Source organism: Streptomyces sp. NPDC107471 (assembly GCF_055582845.1).
In genome coordinates this window covers 126,722-144,371 of sequence record NZ_JBVJPC010000012.1, presented here as the reverse complement: position 1 = coordinate 144,371, position 17,650 = coordinate 126,722, and the positions used below count along the sequence as shown (strand labels likewise).

18 protein-coding genes are annotated in these 17,650 nt (G+C 71.0%); 17 read left to right on the top strand and 1 reads right to left on the bottom strand.

The genetic code is table 11. The annotated features are described in order from the left end of the window. Nucleotides 1-2: 2 nt before the first annotated feature. From lepB to ACZ66S_RS33675, 8 genes are all read left to right on the top strand, one after another. Nucleotides 3-776 carry a signal peptidase I gene (lepB, locus tag ACZ66S_RS33710; protein ID WP_469905364.1) on the top strand — a complete coding sequence of 258 codons (774 nt, stop codon included), beginning with the start codon at nucleotides 3-5 and terminating at the stop codon, nucleotides 774-776. After that, nucleotides 766-1,272, top strand: a complete 507-nt coding sequence (locus tag ACZ66S_RS33705; RefSeq protein WP_469905363.1) for an NUDIX hydrolase — start codon at nucleotides 766-768, stop codon at nucleotides 1,270-1,272. The genes lepB and ACZ66S_RS33705 overlap by 11 nt, the downstream gene beginning before the upstream one ends. A 56-nt stretch (nucleotides 1,273-1,328) precedes the next feature. Next, nucleotides 1,329-1,637 (top strand): DUF2469 domain-containing protein, encoded by a 309-nt coding sequence (locus tag ACZ66S_RS33700; RefSeq protein ID WP_003965949.1) that lies wholly within the window; start codon nucleotides 1,329-1,331, stop codon nucleotides 1,635-1,637. Nucleotides 1,638-1,749: 112 nt separating this feature from the next. Continuing rightward, complete coding sequence (locus ACZ66S_RS33695) at nucleotides 1,750-2,112, top strand: YraN family protein (RefSeq protein WP_383547143.1); 363 nt, start codon at nucleotides 1,750-1,752, stop codon at nucleotides 2,110-2,112. 1 nt (nucleotide 2,113) lies between these two features. Beyond that, the gene (locus ACZ66S_RS33690; RefSeq protein WP_469905362.1) at nucleotides 2,114-3,739 is read left to right on the top strand and encodes a YifB family Mg chelatase-like AAA ATPase; all 1,626 of its coding nucleotides are present in this window, start codon (nucleotides 2,114-2,116) and stop codon (nucleotides 3,737-3,739) included. Beyond that, nucleotides 3,736-4,893: a DNA-processing protein DprA gene (gene dprA / locus ACZ66S_RS33685; RefSeq protein WP_469905361.1), complete on the top strand. Its 1,158-nt coding sequence runs from the start codon at nucleotides 3,736-3,738 to the stop codon at nucleotides 4,891-4,893. Before ACZ66S_RS33690 ends, dprA begins: the two co-directional genes overlap by 4 nt. Before the next feature lie 243 nt (nucleotides 4,894-5,136). After that, nucleotides 5,137-5,979 carry an RNA polymerase sigma factor WhiG gene (gene whiG / locus ACZ66S_RS33680; RefSeq protein WP_053848449.1) on the top strand — a complete coding sequence of 281 codons (843 nt, stop codon included), beginning with the start codon at nucleotides 5,137-5,139 and terminating at the stop codon, nucleotides 5,977-5,979. 105 nt (nucleotides 5,980-6,084) lie between these two features. After that, complete coding sequence (locus ACZ66S_RS33675; RefSeq protein ID WP_469905434.1) at nucleotides 6,085-6,642, top strand: TetR/AcrR family transcriptional regulator; 558 nt, start codon at nucleotides 6,085-6,087, stop codon at nucleotides 6,640-6,642. 145 nt (nucleotides 6,643-6,787) lie between these two features. On the opposite strand, the gene ACZ66S_RS33670 is transcribed toward ACZ66S_RS33675, so the two are convergent. Beyond that, the gene (locus ACZ66S_RS33670; protein ID WP_469905360.1) at nucleotides 6,788-7,360 is read right to left on the bottom strand and encodes a M23 family metallopeptidase; all 573 of its coding nucleotides are present in this window, start codon (nucleotides 7,358-7,360) and stop codon (nucleotides 6,788-6,790) included. A gap of 272 nt (nucleotides 7,361-7,632) precedes the next feature. Between ACZ66S_RS33670 and rpsB the strand changes: the two genes are divergently transcribed. From rpsB to ACZ66S_RS33625, 9 genes are all read left to right on the top strand, one after another. Next, complete coding sequence (gene rpsB, locus ACZ66S_RS33665) at nucleotides 7,633-8,562, top strand: 30S ribosomal protein S2 (RefSeq protein ID WP_469905359.1); 930 nt, start codon at nucleotides 7,633-7,635, stop codon at nucleotides 8,560-8,562. Between the two features lie 134 nt (nucleotides 8,563-8,696). Beyond that, complete coding sequence (tsf, locus tag ACZ66S_RS33660) at nucleotides 8,697-9,533, top strand: translation elongation factor Ts (RefSeq protein WP_123991877.1); 837 nt, start codon at nucleotides 8,697-8,699, stop codon at nucleotides 9,531-9,533. A 188-nt stretch (nucleotides 9,534-9,721) separates the two neighbouring features. Next, nucleotides 9,722-10,480, top strand: a complete 759-nt coding sequence (gene pyrH / locus ACZ66S_RS33655; RefSeq protein ID WP_020120963.1) for a UMP kinase — start codon at nucleotides 9,722-9,724, stop codon at nucleotides 10,478-10,480. 148 nt (nucleotides 10,481-10,628) lie between these two features. Beyond that, complete coding sequence (frr, locus tag ACZ66S_RS33650) at nucleotides 10,629-11,186, top strand: ribosome recycling factor (protein ID WP_469905358.1); 558 nt, start codon at nucleotides 10,629-10,631, stop codon at nucleotides 11,184-11,186. Continuing rightward, on the top strand, nucleotides 11,186-12,355 hold the full coding sequence (locus ACZ66S_RS33645) for a phosphatidate cytidylyltransferase (RefSeq protein ID WP_469905357.1): 1,170 nt from the start codon (nucleotides 11,186-11,188) through the stop codon (nucleotides 12,353-12,355). The genes frr and ACZ66S_RS33645 overlap by 1 nt, the downstream gene beginning before the upstream one ends. A 260-nt stretch (nucleotides 12,356-12,615) precedes the next feature. Further along, nucleotides 12,616-13,722: a dual-specificity RNA methyltransferase RlmN gene (gene rlmN, locus ACZ66S_RS33640; protein WP_469905356.1), complete on the top strand. Its 1,107-nt coding sequence runs from the start codon at nucleotides 12,616-12,618 to the stop codon at nucleotides 13,720-13,722. 126 nt (nucleotides 13,723-13,848) lie between these two features. Continuing rightward, nucleotides 13,849-14,925 carry a thiamine ABC transporter substrate-binding protein gene (locus ACZ66S_RS33635; RefSeq protein WP_469905355.1) on the top strand — a complete coding sequence of 359 codons (1,077 nt, stop codon included), beginning with the start codon at nucleotides 13,849-13,851 and terminating at the stop codon, nucleotides 14,923-14,925. A 44-nt stretch (nucleotides 14,926-14,969) separates the two neighbouring features. Beyond that, on the top strand, nucleotides 14,970-16,571 hold the full coding sequence (locus ACZ66S_RS33630) for an ABC transporter permease (RefSeq protein ID WP_469905354.1): 1,602 nt from the start codon (nucleotides 14,970-14,972) through the stop codon (nucleotides 16,569-16,571). Next, a complete protein-coding gene (locus ACZ66S_RS33625) occupies nucleotides 16,571-17,596 on the top strand; it encodes an ABC transporter ATP-binding protein (RefSeq protein WP_469905353.1) in 1,026 nt (341 codons plus the stop codon). The genes ACZ66S_RS33630 and ACZ66S_RS33625 overlap by 1 nt, the downstream gene beginning before the upstream one ends. Nucleotides 17,597-17,650: the final 54 nt, after the last annotated feature.

Genomic DNA, 17,650 nt, shown 5'->3' with positions numbered 1-17,650 from the left:
CCATGGGTGGCGAGAGCACTACGCGTACGGCCCCGCACAGCGGTGGCACCAACACGGGCCCGGTGGGTGGCCGGACCGGACAGCGACTGTCCGGACTGGCCGTCGCACTGGGCCTGGTGCTGTTCCTCGGGGGATTCGCCTGGGGAGCGGTGGTCTACCGGCCGTACACCGTGCCCACCAGTTCGATGACACCCACCATCGACGCCGGCGACCGGGTGATGGCGCAGCGCGTCGACAGCGACGAGATACGCCGGGGTGACGTCGTCGTCTTCACCGACAAGACCTGGGTGACCAACGCGCCCGTGGTCAAGCGGGTCGTCGCGGTCGGCGGCGACACGGTCTCCTGCTGCACCGACGGGAAGCTGACCGTCAACGGCAAGCAGATCGACGAGACGTACCTCAAGGGCAACGTGGTGGAGGACAAGTCCATCCCCACCGTGAAGGTGCCCAAGGGCCGCCTGTTCCTGCTCGGCGACGAGCGCCAGGGCTCGCTGGACTCCTCCGCCCACCTCACGGACGCCGCCCAGGGCACCGTCGCCCGCTCGGCCGTGACCGCGCGCGTGGACGCCGTCGTCTGGCCCATGAAGGGCATGCTGGAACGCCCCGCCTCCTTCCAGACGCTCGGCGCGCTCTCCTCGCCCGGCCCGCTGCGCACGATCGTCGTGCTGATCGTCGCCGGCGCGGTGCTGGTGCTGGGCGGCGGGGCGTACGGGCCCGTGGCCAAGCGGTTCGGCAGGCGCTCCCAGGTCCGGAGGGAGCCCGTCGGTGCCCGCTGACGTGCCGGGCGAGGGCGCCCTGCGCAAGGTGTCCCGGGTGGTGCTGCTCGACCCCCAGGACCGCATCCTGCTGCTGCACGGGCACGAGCCGGACGACCCGGCCGACGACTGGTGGTTCACGCCCGGCGGCGGACTGGAGGGCGACGAGACCCGTGAAGAGGCCGCTCTGCGGGAACTCGCCGAGGAGACCGGCATCACCGAGGTGGACCTCGGGCCGGTGCTCTGGCGGCGGATGTGCTCGTTCCCGTTCGCGGGCCGCCGCTGGGACCAGGACGAGTGGTACTACCTGGCCCGTACGACGGTCACGGCCACCCGGGCCACGGCCCTGACCGAGCTGGAGCGACGCAGCGTCGCCGGAGCGCGCTGGTGGACGTGTCAGGAACTTGCCCGGGCACATGAGACGGTGTATCCGACCAGACTCGCCGAGTTGCTGCGCAGGCTGCTCGACGAAGGTCCCCCGGCCGGGCCCGTGACCCTCGACACCGAAATCGTCTAGGTGCCGACGGGACTGGCGCACAATGGTGGGATCGCACGGCTGAAGGGGAACATGCCATGAGCGCCGAGGACCTCGAGAAGTACGAGACCGAGATGGAGCTGAAGCTCTACCGGGAGTACCGCGATGTCGTCGGTCTGTTCAAATACGTGATCGAGACCGAGCGGCGTTTCTACCTGACCAACGACTACGAGATGCAGGTGCACTCGGTCCAGGGTGAGGTGTTCTTCGAGGTGTCCATGGCGGATGCGTGGGTGTGGGACATGTATCGGCCGGCTCGCTTCGTGAAGCAGGTGCGAGTGTTGACGTTCAAGGACGTGAACATCGAGGAGCTGAACAAGAGCGATCTGGAGCTGCCGGGCGGGTGACGGGTGGGTCGCCCGTGTGAGTGACGGGGTTTTCCACAACCGCTGAGTAATCCACCAAGATCAACTCGGTGGGCGGGATTGCGTGATCGTCGGTGCCGGAGGTGGTGCCGACATGAACGCACGCAGTGCACTCGGCAAGTACGGCGAGAGTCTGGCCGCACGGCGGCTGACCGAGGCCGGGATGACGGTCCTGGAGCGCAACTGGCGCTGCGGCAGGACCGGCGAGATCGACATCGTGGCGCGGGACGGCGAGGTCCTCGTCGTCTGCGAGGTCAAGACACGCCGGTCCGGTGCCTTCGAGCACCCGATGGCCGCGGTCACCCCCGAGAAGGCGGAACGCCTGCGGGGCCTCGCCGCCTGCTGGATCCACGCCCACGGAGGGGCGCCACCGGGAGGCGTCCGCATCGACCTGGTCGGCGTCGTCCTGCCACAGCGCGGCGCACCCGTGGTCGAGCACGCGCGGGGGGTGGCCTGAGATGGGGTTCGCTCGTACGTGCTCGGTGGCGCTGGTGGGCGTCGAGGGGGTCGTGGTCGAGGTCCAGGCCGACCTGGAGCCCGGGGTGGCGGCCTTCACGCTGGTGGGTCTGCCGGACAAGAGCCTCACGGAGAGCCGCGACCGGGTGCGGGCGGCCGTCGTGAACTCGGGCGGTGAATGGCCCCAGAAGAAGCTGACGGTGGGGCTCAGCCCGGCGTCGGTGCCGAAGGCGGGCTCGGGGTTCGACCTCGCCGTCGCGTGCGCGGTGCTGGGCGCCTCCGAGCGGATCGACCCGCGCGTCCTCGCCGACATCGTGATGATCGGGGAACTCGGCCTGGACGGCCGGGTGCGTCCCGTCCGGGGCATCCTGCCCGCGGTGCTGGCCGCCGCGGACGCGGGCTACGTCCAGGTCGTCGTGCCGGAGTGCGCCGCGGCCGAGGCCTCGCTGGTGCCGGGGATCTCCGTGCTGGGCGTCCGCAGCCTCCGGCAACTGATCGCGGTCCTCGCCGACGAACCCGTGCCCGACGAGGAACCGCACGAGCCCGGCCGTCCCGATCCGCTGCTGGCCGGCCTGCGGGTGCCGGGCACAGGGGCCGCCACCGGCATGCACAGCGCCGGAGCCGCCCAGCAGGACCACGGCCACGACCTGGCCGACGTCGTCGGTCAGACCTCGGCGCGCACGGCCGTGGAGGTCGCGGCCGCCGGTGGCCACCACCTGTTCCTGGAGGGACCGCCCGGCGCGGGCAAGACGATGCTCGCCGAACGACTGCCCGCGGTGCTGCCCCGCCTCGCCCGGGAGGAGTCGCTCGAGGTGACCGCGGTGCACTCGGTGGCCGGTCTGCTGCCGCCGGGCAAGCCGCTGATCGACCTCGCCCCCTACTGCGCCCCGCACCACTCGGCCACCATGCAGGCCCTCGTCGGCGGCGGACCCGGCATCGCCCGCCCCGGGGCGGTGTCCCTGTCCCACCGGGGCGTCCTCTTCCTGGACGAGACACCCGAGTTCAGCACGCAGGCCCTCGACGCGCTGCGGCAGCCGCTGGAGGCGGGGCACGTGGTGATCGCACGCAGTGCCGGGGTGGTGCGGTTCCCGGCGAAGTTCCTGATGGTGCTCGCGGCCAACCCGTGCCCCTGCGGCCGCTTCTCGCAGACCGACGACTTCTGCGAGTGCCCGCCCTCGGCGGTCCGGCGCTACCAGGCCCGGCTCTCCGGTCCGCTGCTCGACCGGGTCGACCTGCGGGTGCAGGTGGACCGTGTCACGCGGGACCAGTTGGCCGGACGTGGCTCCCGGGGCGAGTCCACCGCCGTGGTCGCGGACCGGGTGCGAGCCGCGAGGGAACGCGCGGCCGTGCGCTTCGCCGGCACCCCGTGGCGATCCAACAGCGAGGTGCCCGGACGCGAGCTGCGCAGCCGCTGGCACGCCGTGTCCGGGGCGATGGACGAGGCCGAGCGCAATCTGGAACGGGGCGTGCTGACCGCCCGCGGTCTCGACCGGGTCCTGCGCGTCGCCTGGACCGTCGCGGACCTCGTCGGACACGACCGCCCGGACGCGACGGACGTCGCCCTGGCGCTGCAACTGCGCACCGGGGTGCCCCGGGGCGTGCCCATGGCCATCGGGGCGCTGACATGACCGGCGACGAACCCGACGGCGAACTCCTCGACCGCGTCCTCCTCTCCCGGGTCGTCGAGCCCGGCGACGAGGCCGCGGGGCGGTGGATCCGGGAGCGGGGCGTGCGGGAGGTGGCCCGGCGGCTCCGCGGGTGCGGGGATCCGCTGCCCGGGGTGAGCGAGAGGCGGTGGAGCGGACTGAGGGCGAGAGCCGGGGTGGCCGAACCGCGCCGGGACCTCGCCGTCGCGTACGAGGCAGGCGCGCGGTTCGTCGTCCCCGGCGCCGCCGAGTGGCCGGGACAGCTCGACGACCTCGGGGACGCCCGGCCGCTCGGGCTGTGGGTACGGGGGCGGCCCAGCCTGCGGATGTGGGCGCTCAGATCCGTCGCCCTCGTCGGGGCCCGGGCCTGCACCGAGTACGGCGCCCACATGGCGGCCACCCTCGCCACCGGCCTCGCCGAGCTGGGGTGGGTCGTCGTGTCCGGCGGGGCCTACGGGGTCGACGGCGCCGCCCACCGCGGGGCGCTCGGCGCGGGCGGGGCCACCGTCGCCGTCCTGGCCTGCGGGGTCGACCGGCCCTATCCGCGCGGACACACCCAGTTGATCACCAGGATCGCGGAACAGGGCCTGGTGGTCGGGGAGTTGCCGCCCGGCGATCATCCGACGCCCAGCAGATTCGTGCTGCGCAACAGGGTGATCGCCGCCCTCACCCGGGGCACCGTGGTCGTCGAGGCCGCCCACCGCAGCGGTTCCCTGGTCACCGCCCGGGCGGCCCAGCGGCTGGGCCGTCACACGATGGGGGTGCCAGGGCCGGCCACCAGCAGCCTGTCCGGCGGGGTGCACGAGCTGCTGCGCGGGGACGCCACACTGGTCACGGACGCCGCGGAAGTCGTGGAACTGGTCGGCGACATGGGGGAGCTGGCCCCCGACCGGCGCGGCCCCGTGCTGCCGCGCGACCTGCTGGAGCCGGCGGCCCGCAGGGTCCTGTCCGCGCTGCCCGGACGACGGGAGGCCGGAGCGGACGAGATCGCGCGCGGTGCGCAGACGACACGGGACGACGCCGTCGCGAGACTGTACGAACTCCGTGCACTTGGTTACGTCGAACGACACGGCGACGGCTGGAAGTTGACACGCCAGGCGATGATCTCGGTCCGGGGCGGTCGTGGGCTGTGTTGACCGTGCGTGTTCGGCCGTCCGGGCTAACCCCGAAGCCCTTGGGAATTACCGCAGTTGGGGTGTTCCGTTGATCACACAGCGCGACGGTCGTGTCGCGCGGAAGGGGTCCGCGGCACGTGTCCGCGGGTGCGTCCCGGCACGCTGTTTGCGCACTGCGACTCTTCAGTCACGCTACGCTCACGGGGATTCCGACGCACTCCACGTACAACGCGTACTTCACAGCAGAACGGCACAAGGCGACGAATGCCCCAGCACACTTCCGGGTCCGACCGGGCGGCGATCCCCGCGGCCGCCCGTGACGGTGGCAGCGTGCGGCCGCCCGCTCCCTCGACGCTCGAGGAACTGTGGCGGTCGTACAAGGCCACGGGAGACGAGCGGCTGCGCGAGCAGCTCATCCTGCACTACTCACCGCTGGTGAAGTACGTCGCCGGGCGGGTGAGCGTCGGTCTGCCGCCCAATGTCGAGCAGGCGGACTTCGTCTCCTCGGGGGTCTTCGGGCTGATCGACGCGATCGAGAAGTTCGACGTCGACCGGGAGATCAAGTTCGAGACGTACGCGATCACCCGCATCCGGGGCGCGATGATCGACGAACTGCGGGCGCTGGACTGGATCCCGCGGTCCGTGCGGCAGAAGGCGCGCAACGTCGAGCGGGCGTACGCGACCCTGGAGGCGCGGCTGCGGCGGACGCCGACGGAGGGGGAGGTCGCCGGCGAGCTGGGCATCGCGGTCGACGATCTCCACGCGGTCTTCAGCCAGTTGTCGCTCGCCAACGTGGTGGCGCTGGAGGAGCTGCTGCATGTCGGGGGCGAGGGCGGCGACCGGCTCAGCCTCATGGACACGCTGGAGGACACCGCCGCGGACAACCCCGTGGAGGTCGCCGAGGACCGCGAGCTCAGACGGTTCCTGGCGCGGGCCATCAACACACTGCCCGAGCGGGAGAAGACCGTCGTGACCCTCTACTACTACGAGGGCCTCACGCTCGCCGAGATCGGGAACGTCCTGGGAGTGACCGAGAGCAGGGTCAGCCAGATCCACACCAAGTCCGTGCTCCAGTTGCGGGCGAAGCTGGCCAGTTTCGGGCGCTGACCTGGCCGGACAGCTTTCCGGCCGGGGTCGGTCGGAGGGAGTGACTCCCGTCGGCAGTGGTCCGTCCGTACAGTGGTTGACGTGCCAAGGATTCGAGCGGCCTCCGTGGCCGAGCACCGGTCGATGCAGCGAGCCGCCCTGCTGGACGCGGCTCGCTCTCTGCTGTCCGAGGGCGGGACGGAGGCGCTGACCTTCCCGGCTCTCGCCGAGCGGACGGGACTCGCGCGGTCGTCCGTGTACGAGTACTTCCGCTCGCGGGCCGCCGTGGTCGAGGAGCTGTGCGCGGTCGACTTCCCGGTGTGGGCCGCGGAGGTGTCGGCGGCGATGGCCGCGGCGGGGAGTGCGGAGGCGAAGGTCGAGGCGTATGTGCGGCAGCAGCTCGCGCTGGTGGGGGACCGGCGGCACCGGGCCGTCGTCGCCATCTCCGCGAGCGAGCTGGACGCGGGGGCTCGGGAGAAGATCCGGGCGGCGCACGGCGGGCTGGTCGCGATGATCGTCGAGGCGCTCGCCGAGATGGGGCACGAGCAGCCCCGGCTGGCGGCGATGCTGGTGCAGGGGGTTGTGGACGCGGCGGTGCGGCGGATCGAGCTGGGAGCCGCGGAGGAGCCGGGCGTGATCACCGAGGCCGCGGTCTCGATGGCGCTGCGGGGCGTGCGGGGCTGAGGGAGACGGGGCGCTGAGGGAGACGGGCTGAGGGAGACGGGGCGCTGAGGGAGTCTGCCGGGTGCGCGTCCGTCGTGGCTGGTCGCGCAGTTCCCCGCGCCCCTGAGGTGCCTGCCGCCGAGCCGTCTCGCCGAGAGCCCGGAGCTCAGGCCGGCAAGGGCACCCCCAGTACCGGCAGCAGCCTGGAAGGGCCCCTGCGCAGGAGCCACGGCGGCAGCAGCGACAGCGGGTCCAGGTAGGTCTCGCCTCTCAGCAGGCCCCAGTGGACGCACGTCGTCGAGCAGTGGGAACCCGTCGGGTCCACCGTTGCTACCACCTCACCCGCCTCCACCTCGTCGCCCTTCTTCACCGACGCCGTCACCGGCTCGTAGGTTGTTCGAAGGCCTGTGCCCGTCAGTTCCACGGAGACCACTCCCTTGCCCGCCACCCGACCCGCGAAGGACACCCGGCCCGCCGCCACCGCCCTTACCGGGGTGCCGGCGGGTGCCGCCAGGTCCACGCCCCGGTGGCCGCGGGCGTACACCGTCGCCGGGGGCTCCCAGCCGCGCAAAACCGCGGGGCGGGCGCCCACCGGCCAGGTACGCCCCACCACCGGCACCGAGGCGTCCGTGCCCGCCGGCTCCAGCGGGGTCGCCGGGGTCGGCGGACGCGGCGGCAGCACCGCCAGGACCAGCAGCAGCAACCCCAGCACCGGACCCGCACATCGTTTCGCTCGCATCCCCGAACCGTGCCGCAACCGGACACGGAACGGCCGGGCCCTGTGGAGTACTCCCGGGTTGTGGACAGCGGCGTCACCCGGTGCCCCGCCGGTCCCGTACACTTCTTCTGGCGATCCGGGTCACCGGGTCGACTTCGCACGCCCCGACATCAGGCCGTCACGCGGTCGGTGTCAGCGCCTCTCGGTCCTTTGCGGCAAGGCGCGTCGCGGGCGTCAGGCGCGGGAGCCCTCCGGTTCCCGCGGTACAACCGAGAAAACCAAGGAGAACGGCCATGGCCGTCGTCACGATGCGGGAGCTGCTGGAAAGCGGCGTCCACTTCGGTCACCAGACCCGTCGTTGGAACCCGAAGATGAAGCGCTTCATCTTCACGGAGCGCAACGGCATCTACATCATCGACCTGCTCCAGTCGCTGTCGTACATCGACCGCGCCTACGAGTTCGTCAAGGAGACCGTCGCCCACGGCGGCACGGTCATGTTCGTCGGCACGAAGAAGCAGGCGCAGGAGGCCATCGCCGAGCAGGCCACCCGCGTCGGCATGCCCTACGTCAACCAGCGCTGGCTGGGCGGCATGCTCACCAACTTCTCGACCGTCTACAAGCGTCTGCAGCGCCTCAAGGAGCTCGAGCAGATCGACTTCGAGGACGTCGCCGCCTCGGGTCTGACCAAGAAGGAGCTCCTGGTCCTCTCGCGTGAGAAGGCCAAGCTCGAGAAGACCCTCGGTGGTATCCGCGAGATGCAGAAGGTGCCCAGCGCCGTCTGGATCGTGGACACCAAGAAGGAGCACATCGCGGTCGGCGAGGCCCGGAAGCTTAACATCCCGGTCGTCGCCATCCTCGACACCAACTGCGACCCCGACGAGGTCGACTACAAGATCCCGGGCAACGACGACGCGATCCGCTCCGTCACCCTGCTCACCCGTGTGATCGCCGACGCCGTCGCCGAGGGCCTCATCAGCCGCTCGCGCGTCGCCACCGGTGACAAGGGCGAGAAGGCCGCGGGCGAGCCGCTCGCCGAGTGGGAGCGCGACCTGCTCGAGGGCGGCGAGAAGAAGGCCGAGGAGGCTCCCGCCGAGGCTGCTGCCGAGGCGCCCGCCGCTGAGGCCCCGGCTGCTGAGGCTCCGGCTGCTGCTGAGGCTCCGGCCGCCGAGGCTCCGGCCGAGGCCGCTGCCGAGGCTCCCGCCGCCGAGGCCGAGCAGGCCTGATCAGTCAGCGTTGACGGCGGGAGCGGCCGACATCCGGTTCGCTCCCGCCGTTCACCCATAGGTTCGCGATCCACATCTTCCTGTGGATCGTGGATCGGGCAGATCTCCCGACTTCGAGAAAGATTCACAGACTCATGGCGAACTACACCGCCGCCGACGTCAAGAAGCTCCGTGAGCTCACGGGCGCCGGCATGATGGACTGCAAGAAGGCGCTGGACGAGGCCGAGGGCGACGTCGAGAAGGCCGTCGAGGCGCTCCGGATCAAGGGCCAGAAGGGCGTCGCCAAGCGCGAGGGCCGCTCCGCCGAGAACGGCGCCGTGGTCTCGATCATCGCCGACGACAACTCCTCCGGTGTCCTGGTCGAGCTGAAGTGCGAGACGGACTTCGTCGCCAAGGGCGAGAAGTTCCAGGCCGTGGCCAACCAGATCGCGCAGCACGTCGCCGCGACCTCCCCGGCCGACCTGGAGGCCCTGCTCGCCTCCGAGATCGAGGCCGGCAAGACCGTCCAGGCGTTCGTGGACGAGGCCAACGCCAACCTCGGCGAGAAGATCGTCCTGGACCGCTTCGCGCAGTTCGCCGACGGCTTCGTGACCGCGTACATGCACCGCACGATGCCCGACCTGCCCCCGCAGATCGGTGTCCTCGTCGAGCTGGACAAGCCGAACGCCGAGGTCGCCCGCGGTGTTGCCCAGCACATCGCCGCCTTCGCGCCGAAGTACCTCTCCAAGGAGGACGTGCCGGCCGAGGTCGTCGAGTCCGAGCGTCGCGTCGCCGAGGAGACCACCCGCGCCGAGGGCAAGCCCGAGGCCGCCCTGCCGAAGATCGTCGAGGGTCGCCTCAACGGCTTCTTCAAGGACGCCACGCTGCTCGGTCAGCCGTACGCGCTCGACAACAAGAAGTCCGTCCAGAAGGTCCTGGACGAGGCCGGTGTCACCCTGAAGCGCTTCACGCGTATCAAGGTCGGCATCTGAGTCCGTACCGCGAGCGACGCGCGGGCCCGATAGGGTCGTCAGCAGTCGTCCGGTACGCCGCCACGCACGCGCGTGGCGGACGACAGCAGATCTGACGAGGAGGCCATTGCCGCGCATGGGATGCGAACCAGTTCCCATCGGCAGTGGCCTTCTTCGTATGTGCAACAGGTGAAAGAGGCGGGATCCCCATGACCACCAAGGCCCAGAAGAGCGACGACGGCAAAGTACGCGGCCGGTTTCTGCTGAAGCTGTCCGGAGAGGCGTTCGCCGGTGGCGGGGGCCTGGGTGTGGACCCCGATGTGGTGCACAAGATCGCCCGTGAGATCGCCGCCGTCGTCCGGGACGGCGCCGAGATCGCCGTCGTCATCGGCGGCGGCAACTTCTTCCGCGGTGCCGAACTCCAGCAGCGCGGCATGGACCGCGCCCGCTCGGACTACATGGGCATGCTCGGCACCGTGATGAACTGCCTCGCCCTCCAGGACTTCCTGGAGAAGGAGGGCATCGACAGCCGGGTGCAGACCGCCATCACCATGGGCCAGGTCGCCGAGCCGTACATCCCGCTGCGCGCCGTGCGCCACCTGGAGAAGGGCCGCGTGGTCATCTTCGGCGCCGGTATGGGCATGCCGTACTTCTCCACCGACACCACCGCCGCCCAGCGCGCCCTGGAGATCGACGCCGAGGCGCTGCTCATGGGCAAGAACGGCGTGGACGGGGTCTACGACTCCGACCCGAAGACCAACCCCGACGCGGTCAAGTTCGACTCCCTCGGATACGGCGAGGTCATCACCCGGGACCTGAAGGTCGCCGACGCGACGGCCGTCACGCTGTGCCGCGACAACAAGCTCCCGATCCTGGTGTTCGAGCTCCTGGCGGAGGGAAATATCGCGCGAGCCGTCAAGGGTGAGAAGATCGGCACGCTTGTGGGTGAGCAGGGCAGCCGGGACTGACCCGGGGATGTGCCCGGTCCCTGACCGGGGGATGGACAATGTCCTGACGGTCGGGAACCGTGCAGGAAGAAGACGCGACGCAGCCGGCCGCCGCCCCCACGCACATGGAACAGCAGCCGGGCCTACTCAAGACACGCAGGAGCAAGTGGTGATCGAAGAGACCCTCCTCGAGGCCGAGGAGAAGATGGAGAAGGCCGTCGTGGTCGCCAAGGAGGACTTCGCCGCGATCCGCACCGGGCGTGCGCACCCGGCGATGTTCAACAAGATCGTGGCCGACTACTACGGCGCGCCGACGCCGATCAACCAGTTGGCCTCGTTCTCCGTGCCGGAGCCGCGCATGGCCGTGGTGACCCCGTTCGACAAGTCCGCGCTGCGCAACATCGAACAGGCGATCCGCGACTCCGACCTGGGCGTCAACCCCAGCAACGACGGCAACATCATCCGAGTGGTGTTCCCCGAGCTCACCGAGGAGCGCCGCCGCGACTACATCAAGGTGGCCCGGGGCAAGGCAGAGGACTCGCGCGTGTCCATCCGCGCGGTCCGCCGCAAGGCCAAGGACGCGATCGACAAGCTCGTCAAGGACGGCGAGGTCGGCGAGGACGAGGGCCGCCGTGCGGAGAAGGAGCTCGACGACGCGACGCACAAGTACGTCGCTCAGGTGGACGAGCTCCTCAAGCACAAGGAAGCGGAGCTTCTCGAGGTCTGATGAACGACTCTTCCTGGGCGACGCCGCCCCACGCCGGGTACTGGGGGCCGTCCGACCAGGGGCCTGTCCAGGGGGCTGCCCCGGCGGGTCCCGCGTACGACGCGCATGACGCGCAGCACACTCGGCCCATGCCCATCGTGCCCGACGGACCCGCCGAACCCCGGTACGGCGACGACCAGGATGACGACCGGGGGGCCGCTCGGCTGAGCGGTCCCTTGTTCCGCGACGAGGCGTCCCACCACGGGGCGTTCCGTGACCACACCGCATCGGCGCAGCCCTACGCGGCGGCACCGCAGACGCAGAATCCGGAGCCCATGCCCGACTCCTCGCAGCCGGCGCCCGCGCCGCAGAAGAAGAGCGCGGGGCGGGACCTGGGTGCGGCCATAGGGGTCGGCGTCGGACTCGGTGTCGTGATCATCGCGTCGCTGTTCTTCGTCAAGGCCGCGTTCGTCGGCGTGATAGCGGTCGCCGTCGTGGTCGGGCTGTGGGAGCTGACGAAGCGGCTGGAGGAGCGCAAGGGCATCAGGGCGCCGCTCGTGCCGCTGGCGCTCGGCGGGGCCGCGATGGTCGTCTCGGGGTACGTCCGGGGCGCGGAGGGTGCCTGGGTCGCCATGGCGCTCACGGCACTCGCGGTCCTGGTCTGGCGGATGACGGAACCGCCGGAGGGCTACCTCAGGGACGTCACGGCGGGCGTCTTCGCCGCGTTCTACGTCCCGTTCCTGGCCACGTTCGTCGCGATGATGCTGACGGCCGAGGACGGGGCCGCGCGCGTCCTGACCTTCCTGCTGCTGACCGTCGTCAGCGACACCGGCGCGTACGCGGTCGGCTGGCGCTTCGGCACCCACAAGCTCGCGCCGCGCATCAGCCCCGGCAAGACCCGGGAGGGCCTGGTCGGGGCGGTGGCCTTCGCGATGGCCGCGGGTGCGCTGTGCATGGAGTTCCTGATCGACGACGGCGCGTGGTGGCAGGGTCTGCTGCTCGGTCTGGCGGTCGCGGCCAGCGCGACGCTGGGTGACCTCGGCGAGTCGATGATCAAGCGGGACCTCGGCATCAAGGACATGGGCACCCTCCTGCCGGGCCACGGCGGCATCATGGACCGCCTGGACTCCCTCCTGCCGACGGCACCGGTGGTATGGCTGCTCCTGGTCCTGTTCGTGGGCTCGAGCTGACCTCCCTCCGCCTGTACGGCTTCAAGGCCCTCGCCCTGCTCTCGGGGCGGGGGCCGTGTCGTTGGGGTGCGGTGCATGGGGAGAGCGCGCTGGGAGGGAGACCGCAGCTACTGCGGTGATCTGCCGTGTGGTGCGAGGCACTGCTCAGCCCCTGATACGCGTCCGAAGCCGACCAAAGCGACAGTCCGCACCCCCAGGTGACCACCCCCACCCCGCTCCGGCCTGGGCTCCCGGCGATGATCTGCCACACTGGAAGGGTTATGCCTGCACCCGGAGAACTCACTTTCGTCGCCCCCCGCGGAGCCAAGAAGCCGCCGCGGCATCTCGCTGATCTCACTCCTGCCGAGCGCAAGGAGGTCGTGGCCGGGATCGGGGAGAAGCCGTTTCGCGCCAAGCAGCTCTCGCAGCACTACTTCGCGCGGTACGCGCACGACCCGGCGGAGTGGACGGACATCCCGGCCGGCGCGCGCGGCAAGCTTCAGGAGGCGCTGCTTCCCGAGCTCATGACCGTCGTACGGCATCTGTCGACCGACCAGGGGACCACGCGCAAGACGCTGTGGCGGCTGTTCGACGGGACGCTCGTGGAGTCGGTGCTCATGCGGTACCCGGACCGGGTGACCATGTGCATCAGCTCGCAGGCCGGATGCGGGATGAACTGCCCGTTCTGCGCCACCGGGCAGGCCGGGCTCGACCGCAACCTGTCCACCGCCGAGATCGTGCACCAGATCGTCGACGGGATGCGGGCGCTGCGGGACGGAGAGGTTCCGGGCGGGCCGGCCCGGCTGTCCAACATCGTCTTCATGGGCATGGGCGAGCCGCTCGCCAACTACAAGCGGGTCGTCGGAGCCATCCGCGCCCTCACCGACCCCGCCCCCGACGGGCTCGGGCTCTCCCAGCGCGGCATCACCGTGTCGACCGTCGGCCTCGTCCCCGCCATCCAGCGGTTCTCCGACGAGGGCTTCAAGTGCCGGCTGGCGATCTCCCTGCACGCCCCCGACGACGAGCTGCGCGACACCCTTGTCCCCGTGAACACACGGTGGAAGGTGCGCGAGGTCCTCGACGCCGGGTTCGAGTACGTCGAGAAGTCCGGGCGGCGGCTCAGCATCGAGTACGCGCTCATCCGCGACATCAACGATCAGGCGTGGCGCGGTGACCGGCTCGGGCGGCTCCTCAGGGGCAAGCCCGTGCACGTCAACCTCATCCCGCTGAACCCGACCCCCGGGTCCAAGTGGACCGCCTCCCGCCCCGAGGACGAGAAGGCGTTCGTCGAGGCCATCGCCGCCCATGGTGTGCCGGTGACGGTCCGGGACACCCGTGGTCAGGAGATCGACGGGGCCTGTGGTCAGCTCGCGGCCACCGAGCGGTAATCTTTGCCTGTACGTACATCTTCATATCCGACAGGGGAGCGCGACAGCGCTGAGAGTGCGGCGATCGGGCCGCAGACCCTCTGAACCTCGCCCAGGTCATTCTGGGTAGGAAGTTCGGTCATCACCGTGAACAACAAGAAGTTCTTCGCTGCCGTCGTCGGCCTCGGCCTGGTCACGCTGTCCGCGTGCGGATCCTCGTCCGACGACAGCGGCGGCTCCGACTCCAAGACGGTCACCCTGGTCAGCCACGACTCGTGGGCCGTCTCCAAGAACGTCCTCGCCGACTTCGAGAAGAAGTCCGGCTACAAGGTCAAGGTCCTGGAGGACGGCGACGCCGGGCAGGCCGTCAACAAGGCCATCCTCACCAAGGACAACCCGCAGGGCGACGTCTTCTTCGGCGTCGACAACACCCTGCTCTCCCGCGCGCTCGACAACGGGCTCTTCCAGTCGTACGAGGCGAAGGGCGCCGACCGGATCAAGGCCGAGTACCGGGTCGTCCAGGACAAGCACCGGGTCACGCCCGTCGACACCGGCGACATCTGCGTCAACTACGACAAGGCCTGGTTCACCGAGCACAAGCTCCAGCCGCCGACGTCGTACGACGACCTGGTCAAGCCCGCCTACAGGAACCTCCTCGTCACCGAGAACGCCTCCACCTCCTCGCCGGGCCTCGGCTTCCTGCTCGGGAGCGCCGCGAAGTACGGGGACGGGGGCTGGCAGGACTACTGGAAGAAGCTCAAGGCCAACGGCGTGAAGGTCGTCGACGGCTGGGAGCAGGCCTACAACGAGGAGTTCTCCGGGTCGGCCGGAGGCAGGAAGGCCAAGGCCGACCGGCCGCTCGTCGTCTCGTACGCCTCCTCGCCGCCCGCCGAGGTGATCTACGCCGACCCGAAGCCGAAGACCGCGCCCACCGGCGTCGCCGACGGCACCTGCTTCCGGCAGACCGAGTACGCCGGGCTGCTGAGCAACGCCGAGAACGGCGAGGGCGGCAAGGCGTTCCTGGACTTCCTGCTCACCAAGGAGTTCCAGCAGGACATGCCGCTCAACATGTTCGTGTACCCGGTCGTCGAGGGCGCCCAGGTGCCCGCCGAGTTCACGCAGTACGGTCCGCAGGCCAAGGACCCCGAGACCATGGACCCGGCGAGGATCGCCGACAACCGTGACGACTGGGTCAAGTCGTGGACCTCGCTCGTACTGAGGTAAGGCCCCGCCGGGGCTTCACGAACGCGGCGGTCCGGCTCGGGCTCGTGGCCGTGCCCGTCGCGTTCTTCGCCGTCTTCTTCGCCTATCCGGTCGCCGCGATCGTCACCCGGGGGCTCAAGGCCGGCGGGACCTGGCAGGTCGGCCGGATCACCGACGTCCTCGCCCAGCCGGACATCCGGCACGTGCTGTGGTTCACCACCTGGCAGGCGCTCGCCTCCACGGCGCTCACGCTCCTGATCGCGCTCCCCGGCGCGTACGTCTTCGCGCGCTTCGACTTCCCCGGCAAGCAGGTCCTGCGGGCCGTGGTCACCGTCCCCTTCGTGCTGCCGACGGTCGTCGTCGGTACGGCCTTCCTGGCACTCGTCGGACGGGGCGGCCTCACGGACGACCTGTGGGGCGTACGGCTGGACACCACGGTGTGGGCGATCCTGCTCGCGCACGTCTTCTTCAACTACGCGGTCGTCGTACGGACCGTGGGCGGCCTGTGGGCCCAACTGGACCCGCGTCAGGAGGAGGCCGCGCGGATGCTGGGCGCGTCCCGGCTCAGGGCCTGGCGGTCGGTCACCCTGCCCGCGCTCGCGCCCGCCGTGGCCGCCGCCGCGCTGATGGTCTTCCTGTTCACCTTCACCTCCTTCGGTGTCGTGCAGATCCTCGGCGGGCCGACCTTCTCGACCCTGGAAGTGGAGATCTACCGGCAGACCTCCGAGATCTTCGACCTGTCCACGGCCGCCGTGCTGACGTTGGTCCAGTTCGTCGCGGTCGGCGCGGTCCTCGCCCTGCACGCGTGGACCGTACGGCGCCGGGAGACCGCGCTGCGGCTCGTGGACGCGTCCGTCACCGCCCGGCGGCCGCGGGGGGCGGGGGAGTGGGGGCTGCTGGCCGGGGTCGTGGGCTGCGCGGCCGTACTCCTCGTGATGCCGCTCGCGGTACTCGTCCAGCGGTCCCTCGACGCCCCCGGGTTCGGCTACTACCGGGCGCTGACCCACAGCGACGGCGGGGTCTTCCTCGTCGCCCCGATCGAGGCGGTCGGGAACTCGCTGGAGTACGCCCTCGCCGCGACCGGCATCGCGGTGCTGGTCGGGGGGCTCGCGGCGGCCGCGTTGACGCGGCGGGACGCGGGTCGGTTCGTACGGGGCTTCGACGCGCTGCTGATGCTGCCGCTCGGGGTGTCCGCGGTGACCGTCGGGTTCGGGTTCCTGATCTCCCTCGACGAGCCGCCGCTGGACCTCAGGCAGTCCTGGATCCTGGTGCCGCTCGCGCAGGCGCTGGTCGGGGTGCCGTTCGTGGTGCGCACCATGCTGCCCGTGCTGCGGGCCGTGGACCACCGGCTGCGGGAGGCCGCGGCCGTGCTCGGGGCCTCGCCGTGGCGGGTGTGGCGGGAGGTCGACCTGCCGATGGTGCGGCGGGCGCTGCTGGTCGCGGCGGGCTTCGCCTTCGCCGTGTCGCTGGGCGAGTTCGGCGCGACCGTGTTCATCGCGCGGCCGGACAACCCGACGCTGCCGGTCGCCGTGGCCCGCCTGCTCGGGCGGGCCGGGGAGCTCAACTACGGCCAGGCGATGGCCCTTTCGACGATCCTGATGGTGGTGTGCGCGGTGGCGCTGCTGGTCCTCGAACGGCTGCGGACCGACCGGACCGGGGAGTTCTGATGCTGCTGAGCCTTGCGGACGCGACGGTCCGGTTCGGCGGGCGGGCCGTGCTCGACGGGGTCGGTCTCGATGTCGCCGAGCACGAGATCGTGTGCGTGCTCGGACCGAGCGGGAGCGGCAAGTCGACCCTGCTGCGGGTCGTGGCCGGGCTCCAGGCGCTGGACGCCGGGCGGGTGCTGCTCGACGGGCGTGACCAGGGCGGGGTGCCCGCGCACAAGCGCGGGGTCGGGCTGATGTTCCAGGACCACCAACTGTTCCCGCAGCGGGACGTGGGCGCCAACGTGGCCTTCGGACTGCGCATGCACGGGGTCTCACGGACGCAACAGGACGAGCGGGTGCGGGAGTTGCTCGACCTCGTCGGCCTTCCGGGCGCCCCTCGACGGGCCGTCGCCTCGCTCTCCGGTGGTGAGCAGCAGCGGGTCGCGCTGGCCCGGGCGCTCGCCCCGCGGCCCCGGCTGCTGATGCTCGACGAGCCGCTCGGTCAGTTGGACCGGTCGCTGCGGGAGCGGCTGGTCGTCGAACTGCGGGAGCTGTTCGGGCGGTTGGGCACCACCGTGCTCGCGGTCACCCACGACCAGGGGGAGGCCTTCGCGCTGGCCGACCGGGTCGTGGTGATGCGGGACGGGCGGATCGCCCAGTCCGGCACGCCTCTGGAGGTGTGGCAGCGGCCGGCGGACGAGTTCGTGGCCCGCTTCCTCGGCTTCGAGAACGTGGTCGAGGGGACGGTGACGGGCGAGACGGCGGACACGGCGTGGGGCAAGGTGCCGGTGCCCTCCGGAGCCGCCCAGGGGGCCCGGAGCGTACTGGTGCGGCCCGCGGGCGTACGGCTCGTGGCCGCCGACGAGGGGCTGCGCTGCACGGTCACCGCACGCACCTTCAAGGGCACGCACGTCGCCGTCCACCTGCACCCCACGGAAGGCGACGGCCCCCGCCTGGAGGCCGCGTGCCCGCTGCGCACGGCACCGGGGGTGGGCGACGTGGTCGGGGTGGAGTTCGACGCCGACGACATCGTCGTGCTGGGCTGACGGCGGGCCTGCACCGAGCACCCCGTACGGAACGGCCGTGGCCCGCCCCGGAGT